The following is a 7,686-nucleotide window of genomic DNA, read 5'->3' on the forward strand; positions in this document are numbered from 1 at the left end:
CGTTGAGCCTTTATGGTTGGTAGGTTATGCAAAAAAGGGTTAAAACTTGAGGCGCGACCCCGTAATTTAATTCTTCAAGCGGAAAGCGCGCCTCCATTGATTAAGGCGAGCCTGTCTTACGGTAACTTCAAACCATGAGCGACTGCATCAAGACAAAAAAAGATAATAAACAATGGATTTGGTTGGCCATTGGCCGTTGGCCACGCTACGCGAACGATGGCCGTTGGCCACGCTACGCGAACAAGAAACTAAAGAAATTGTTGGATTTTATCTTGGAGATCGTAGTCGAGAATCAGCAATCAAGGATGTTTGTCTAGAATTAGTAACCGAATTAATGAAATTAAATCCTAATAAGCGAAAGTATTATCAACGAGGTCTAAGGGCTAGATTACTTATAGAGTCTGCGTTTTAGCTTATTTCGTCGCCCCCTCAGCTATTAACGATGCAGGTTGGTATCAGTTTAGGAAATGGTTAGAGCATTTTGGCAAGAAGTTTGGTAGAGTCACGGTTGCAGTGAATCCTGCCTATACGAGTCAAAATTGCTCAGAATGCGGCGAGGTAGTCAAGAAGTCGCTATCAACTAGGACTCACGTCTGCAAATGTGGTTGTAAATTAGACCGAGACCACAACGCCGCAGTCAACATCCTGAAAAAAGCCTTGGGTACGGTGGGGCACACCGGAACCTGGATCATCGATCCGAACACTTCGGGAGATTTAACCTCTACTGTTCTTGGTTCCGGCCAGGTTCAGCAAGTCGAATCGTTGAGCGAAGAATCCCCGCTTCAATAGGCGCGGGGAGTGTCAATTGACTCGCTCATTAACCGGAAAGCGGTCAAGTAACTGAGCAGCACGAATCGCATTAGCTTTTAAAGACTCTGGTAGAGGCAACACATGGGGAATTTGGGATAATATATCTAAGGTTCGACGTAAGATTCGCACCACATCCCCTTCATCTAAACTGCTATTTCCGCATAGCTCCCGCCAGGATTTGCCTAATGACCACTGTTCTATTAGACCAATTAACCTATCCTCTGACCAAACCGGTAAGGCGACATGATATCGACGCTGTAGCTGAAATACTTGACGCCGAATCCTCCTGAGGTTTCCCAATGCTTCTAGCACTTCCTCACTTGGTTTATAGTTTGTCCAACTATCCGGTCTAGGGGTTTCGGTAACTATAGCAGAGCAAGCTGCTGCCAGTTGGTGGGGGTCTAAGTCATCTAATTCTCCCGACAGCATGGCTAAAGCTAGCCACAACTCATTTTCTCCCCGAACCGAAGCAGCCACTTGCCCCAGAACAGTGGGAGTTAAGTCCTCCAAAGAGCCAGATTCCTTTAAAATTTCAATCAGGTTCAGAAATTCGTGCCAATGCTGAGCCTGGTATTCTCGGAATTTAGTTTGACGTTGGTTAATTTGCTCCTGCAAAAACAACCGTTTTTTGTGGCGTTTGATCAGTTGAGAGGGATTACCCCACTGACGAAGAGCATGGGTTTCCATTTGACCCTCTAGATCAGCAACAACACCTTGTTGCTCCCTCACTTCTGGAGCAACCCAGAGTTGAGCAATAGTGGGGACTTGGTTAGCCAAGGCTTCAGTATCTTCATTTCCGCCTTTGACTTGACCTGGCTTAATCTCAAGTCCCTCTAGAGGCTGGAGAGTTCCAATATCAAGGTATCGAAGAGTGATAATGTCAGAGGATTCACCTTGAGTTGAGCCGGTTGAGTAATCTTCCGTAGAGCCATTGGATACTTGGTCATCGGCCACTTCAGGAAAGCCATCTAACCCCATCACATCAGCAGTTGTTGCCACATACCATCGGTTAGCAGCACTTAAGCACACCAGATAGGGGAATTGACCGGAACCCTTTTGTTTAGACACTAAAACAGCTGGAACAGGAGAAGACACTGGCACATGCTTGCCCTTGAGATAGAGAATGGCTCCCGATTCCACCTGTTGTAACACTTGGGATACGGCTTTAGAAACAGATACCTCTGCTTGGTGTTGCAGGTCTTTAAGAATGCGGCGCTCTACTTTCAGGTGTTCCTTCAGTTTTTGATAGCCTTCCATTACTGCCACATCTACCGGTGCCAGTTGAAAATCAATTCTGGTCAGTTCCGCAGTCAGTTCAGTAATTGCCTGTTGTTGAGGTTTTAGGTACAAAGTAGCTAGGTACTGAGCAAAGCTGCGTTCAACTAACTCCTTGGCTTGAGGCAGAGAGTGAGTTTGCAACAAATTCAGTACCATACCATAGGTAGGGGTAAACTGACTAACTAGGGGATCAGCACCAGCAGTTGCTAGATAAGCCGCCTCCTTAGCCCCTTCAAAGGGGGTTTGCACGGTCACCACATAGCCATTGGTATCCATCCCTCGCCGTCCTGCTCGTCCAGCCATCTGCAAAAATTCAGAGGCAGTGAGTAGCCGGTGTCCTCGGTCAGTACGCTTAGATAGACTGGAAATAACCGTGGTACGAGCAGGCATATTAATTCCTGCTGCTAGGGTTTCTGTCGCAAATACCACCTTCACTAGTCCTTGTTGGAATAGTTCTTCTACTAGACCTTTCCAAGCAGGTAAAATTCCAGCATGATGGGCAGCTATACCTCGGTAGAGGGGGTCAATTTGTTTGGTTCGAGCTGCTTCTGGATTCTTAGTGATAAATTCATCAATCCGTTTCTTGAGTCGAGCTGCTTCTTGTTCATTGACCAGGGATATTGGACCCATCTCATCTACTGCCTTATCACAGCCTCGGCGGCTAAAGATAAAGTAAATAGCTGGTAACATCTCCCGTTTTTTTAGTTTGCTCACCACAGAGCTAATGCTGGGGCCCTCCGGACGTCCATGTTTGTCCTTGCTTTTAGGACGCCTGGTTTTGAGGGAGTTGTTAATCTTGGTTTGGTCGTCATTCAGCAGGGAGACAATTCCCTTGGGATGGGCAAAGTAAAACTCTAGGGGAACAGGTCGGAAGTCAGAGTAAATTAGCTGAGTGGAGCCATGAACTTGATTGAGCCAGTCGGTCAGCTGGTCAGAATTGGCAACAGTGGCAGAGAGGGCAACAATTTGGATATCTGGCGGACAATAGATAATTGATTCTTCCCAAACCGTGCCTCGTTGTCGGTCATTCATGTAGTGACATTCGTCTAGGATGACCGCCTCAACCCCTAGCATAGAGGCTCCCACTTGACCAATTGGGGTACCATAGAGCATATTACGGAAGATTTCCGTAGTCATCACTAAGACAGAAGCTTCCCGGTTGACCGAGGAATCACCGGTAACTAGACCGACTTTGTCTGCGCCAAATTTTGCCCGAAAATCCCTTAGTTTCTGGTTGGAGAGCGCTTTGAGGGGGGTGGTGTAGAAAACACGTCCCCCTTGAGACAAAGCACGATAAATGGTATATTCTCCAATCAGGGTTTTCCCAGAACCAGTCGGAGCACAGACAACTACTGACTGACTATGATTGAGAGCCTCAATTGCCTGTTTTTGGAACTCATCGAGTTCAAAGGGAAATAGGTTGTTCGGGTCAAGGTCTACTGATGAAGTAGCAATATTCACACAAGGTTTTTCCAATAAGGTATATGATCGTTAGGTGTTGCTTGTAATTACGTAGTCCATTGGTTGTATATCTTGATTGTATGTTAGTTAATTAATTGAGAGGGTGTACACCATTTTACTCAAGATACCCCTGGTGTATTTATAGGTAGTTGTTTACTATAACAAAGGGCGAGACAAACTTGAAGTGTTGTAGAACAAGGGTTTGAGGCTATTCCCAAAAACTATTCCGATCGGGGATTATCCATAGAAATCCGTATCCTACTCTACTTGTAAGTCTTCCTCCTGTTCTATCAAGATAACGTCCAAACCTTCATGACCATTGATATTCAGGGTTAGTAAACAGCTAGATAAAATGTCGCAGAGTCTACCAAAAACTCTTATTATTTGTTAGACTTAAATTAGGGTAACACCGACAGGGATTATTATGTAACTTAAATTAAAGCCGAAAACCAAGGCTTTAATAGTTGCGGTTACATCCCGGTGTTAAACTTTTTTGACATTTTTATGGCGCTCGCGGGATATTCCCGAGAGCTTTGGGAGATACCCCCTGGATGCTATTGCATCTTGCATTGGCGAGCCTTGGTCTATCTTGGTAGACTTTGGTAGCTAAAAAGTATCGGTTCAGGTATTTGTGGGGACTGTGGTTGTACCGGAACCCTGGCCACTGGACGGCTGGTACACTGGGGCTTTGCTGTGTTCGGTAGAGTTGTTGCTGACCGGGTCTCGATACTATTCCCTGGATCATCAAGAGAACGCACTACCACAGTCACAGCTGGTTCCGAGGTACCGTAGTCTGGGTGAGTTGCGATCGCACTCAGGTAATCCCCAGGCTGGACATTACTAAGACTAATCCCAAACTTCCCATCTTGATCTGCTTCAGTGCTAGCAATCTTCCTACTCAAGGCACCATAACCAGGGGTTTTTGGAGAAACCTGCTCGACAAGATAGATATCTACCTCAGAACCAGGGTCAGCTAACCCATCCAAACTCACCTGACCATCCCGTTGAAAAAACTCTACCGCTAACCACCGAGGTGTATTCACAGCATTATTGCCAGTGTCTCGCCTACGGTTAGGAGAGTCTCGCTTGGGGTTTGGTCCATCACCCACTTGATAATGCCTTGCTCCGGTGTGGTTTCTAGTTACTAGGTCAATGCTCAGCCCTTCTAGAGCCGCAAATTGATTATCTTGGATGATATTGCGATCGCTTTCTGGATAAGCAGCAACCACCACTCCTGGTCCTGCTTGGTGAGTGATTTGGTTACCAATGACTTGATGGTCATCTCCCATCAAATATATGGCAGCCCGACGTAAACGGTGTCCATTATACTTAATTTGGTTATTCCGAATGCTGACAGCACCCATAGGTTTAAATAGGTACACAGCGCTGCCGTCGTTGCCGCAAATTAAGTTAGAGTCAATAGTGGTGTTGTCGATAGTACCATCTAGACGAATAGCATCTGGCATCCCAGCCATCCCGTTACCAACGATGATATTCTCGGTAATCGTTAGATCCCTCGCCTGCTTGGAGGTAATAATCCCGCTACCGTCGTGATAAGCAATTCGATTACGCCGGATCGTAACTCCTGTCCCGTTAAACACCCATACCCCAAAAGCTGACATGGTTGATGGCATACTCTCATCGGGGGGTATACCTAGCCAAGTGTTTTCTATAATCACCGATTGGGGAGGTTTGTCGGCAGCAAACTGACTCTTGTAAAATTTACTGTCGTAGTCGGGTGGCAGCCGATGGGAAATCAATATGTCTGCTGGTGTTGAGATGACAGTTGCTTGGTGCTCACCGTTAAATCCATATATACTTAAACCTTTTATAATAACATCATCATTAATAATTGTCAAACCTTGAAAAATTTCTACTGTTTCCGCTGGAGTAATTGCCACCAATGGAATCGGGATTTCAATCTCAGCAGTAGCTGATTGATCTCGGTTATAGCCAGGTTGGGTAGTGCCATCTACGATTACTCCAGCAGTCGCGATGGGCGGCAAGTGTTCTACCAAACGAATAGTGGTTTGCTGGCCAGGTAAATTAAACTCTATTTTTGACCGTGCTGGGGAACTTAGGGATTCTACTTGAGCTTTTTCTGTGGGACTAAGTTGGTCTAGGGTTAATGTGCCGTTGATCAGGTTAATAGCTTCCCTCAGGGTTAAGTTATTGTCTGGTTTTACTGAACCATCTTGGTTGCTATTGACGACTACTTTTAGGGGTGATGGTTTTGGTTGGGCTAGGGCTGGCTTAATCAAGGCAAAAGGCAAAAGGCAAAAGGCAAAAGGCAAAAGGCAAACGGTAACAGTATGGATGAACTCTTTTGAGTCTAGGGTTGATAATAAACTAGGTATATACTGGTTTGTTTTGATAAGTCTAGGGTTTTCTTTTTTATTAATACAACCTGAAATTAAACTAGAATAGTAAGGATTTTTTTTTGAGAGTTTGAGGTAGACTTCTGACTTTAAATCCGAAGTAATTATATTTGGAGTCATAGCTGCTTCCTTTTAAAGATGAATATACTGATAAATAGTAATTTTTTACTGGTTTATGGTCTGACACCATTTATAGTTAAAGATAAACTAGATATTTCTGGTAATTAATAATAGTAAAAAACTCATTAATTGGTTGTTATACTCAAATCACCAATCATCAATTACCGGAACACACTATTTTTTTCTATTCTTATTGCTTGTGTGTTGTCGTCTTCGGATTTGTCGTTAGAAAGGGGTTTGCTGTTGTCTTCTAGCCCTTCTTCAACCACAGGTTGGTTAGTTTTCTTGGGATTGTCTTGGTTTTGGTTATCTTCAACAATGGATTCAGTTTGAGATTCCTGCTGCTGGGGTGGTGCTACCTTTTGATTGCCAAAGCCGCCAAATAGATTACCAATCAGCCCATCAAGTTTGACAGTAAGTCCTAAATACGGACCACTGGCGGAACGAGAGCCACGGAAGTCGTAGTCGTCAATATTACCAAAAGCGTATCCAGCCGCAAGGCGCAGACTCGGACTCAGGTAGTAGCCAGTTTCAATCAGGAAGCCATTTTCAAAGTAGTCTGCTGAAGGTTGAGAGATAAAGCGACCTTCACCGACTATATCCCAGTTGTAGCCTAAACGATAGGATGCTCTGAGTTGACCGAGATGAATGGTGCTATCTCCGATTAAATCATTGGATAAATAGGATTTACTATAACGCAAAGCATATTTACCGTAGAATTCCCATCGCCAGTTGGGAGCATATATCATTTCGCCGGAAAATAGATGTTCGTTATAACCACTACCACTGCCCAATAAAATCGTGTCGGGAATAGTAGCGGGATTCTGGCGAAATTCATAGCGCATTAAAGCGTTAAAGTTATCGCTCTCGGGATTGCGGTAAGCAACACCTACCCTGAGATTGATCGAATTTCCTAATCGGCTCCTAAGCCTTTGATTAGCACCATTCGCCTGCCGATAACTAAACAAAGCAGTTATCGCAGGAGACAATTTCCCAGAGGCGGCACCAGTGATTACAGTGTTGTTGCCACGATTAGAAGAACGATGCTCCCATTTGAAGCTCGCTTTGAAATCAGGACTGTCAGTGTATTCAAATCCGATACTGTAGCTTTCTCCACTCTCAAATCCAAGGGCAGAGGCTCCTTGACCAAAAGCGTAGGGTTGACTGAACTGATCAGCAGCAGCGTTTTCTCCAAGGAAGTTACCTAATACCCGCTCATAAGCAAGGTTTAGTCGCATACCAGGGAAAATCGTCCAGCCGTGCTTCAATCCGATAGCGCCCTGACCGGTCATCTCATCTAATCCCCCGACAATAGAGTAACGTCCAGAGATGGTGGTATCAGAGCCAAGATTGTAATCGCCACTGATACCAAGATGGGTAATTTCCTGGCCCTCAAATTGCCCTCGGGTAAACCATTGTTGTCCCACATTGATAGTAATTCCTGGATATACTCGCCAGTCTAATCCGATCGCAGTCCGGTCTGAATACACTGAATCGGTTTCGCTGGATAGGACTTCCGATCCATCAACCGATAAAAAGCCGGTGAAGGCGTCGTAACTTACATCAGTGCTGCCTACAACTACTATCGCATCACTTCCTACTTCGAAGTCGAGGATAATATCCAAATCTCCTTCTAAGA

Annotated in this window: 4 protein-coding genes and 1 pseudogene; 2 read left to right on the forward strand and 3 right to left on the reverse strand. The window is 45.0% G+C overall.

The genetic code is table 11. The annotated features are described in order from the left end of the window. The first annotated feature begins 134 nt into the window (after nucleotides 1–134). Nucleotides 135–317: a hypothetical protein gene (locus F6K20_RS16200; protein ID WP_008182453.1), complete on the forward strand. Its 183-nt coding sequence runs from the start codon at nucleotides 135–137 to the stop codon at nucleotides 315–317. A 115-nt stretch (nucleotides 318–432) separates the two neighbouring features. After that, nucleotides 433–789 (forward strand): annotated as a pseudogene (locus tag F6K20_RS16205) (RNA-guided endonuclease InsQ/TnpB family protein); the annotation flags it as partial. 12 nt (nucleotides 790–801) lie between these two features. Here the strand turns inward: F6K20_RS16205 and F6K20_RS16210 are convergent. The 3 genes from F6K20_RS16210 to F6K20_RS16220 all read right to left on the reverse strand — a co-directional run. After that, entirely contained in the window at nucleotides 802–3,549 is a 2,748-nt protein-coding gene (locus tag F6K20_RS16210) for a DEAD/DEAH box helicase (protein ID WP_044492656.1), read from the reverse strand. A 584-nt stretch (nucleotides 3,550–4,133) separates the two neighbouring features. Further along, nucleotides 4,134–6,047 carry a right-handed parallel beta-helix repeat-containing protein gene (locus tag F6K20_RS16215; RefSeq protein ID WP_008182449.1) on the reverse strand — a complete coding sequence of 638 codons (1,914 nt, stop codon included), beginning with the start codon at nucleotides 6,045–6,047 and terminating at the stop codon, nucleotides 4,134–4,136. 161 nt (nucleotides 6,048–6,208) lie between these two features. Next, nucleotides 6,209–7,686 (reverse strand): TonB-dependent receptor (locus tag F6K20_RS16220; protein ID WP_502708837.1); only part of this gene is annotated, 1,478 nt, incomplete at its 5' end.

Origin of the sequence: Moorena sp. SIO2C4, assembly GCF_010672485.1 — a bacterium.
Taxonomy (GTDB): Bacteria; Cyanobacteriota; Cyanobacteriia; order Cyanobacteriales; family Coleofasciculaceae; genus Moorena; species Moorena producens.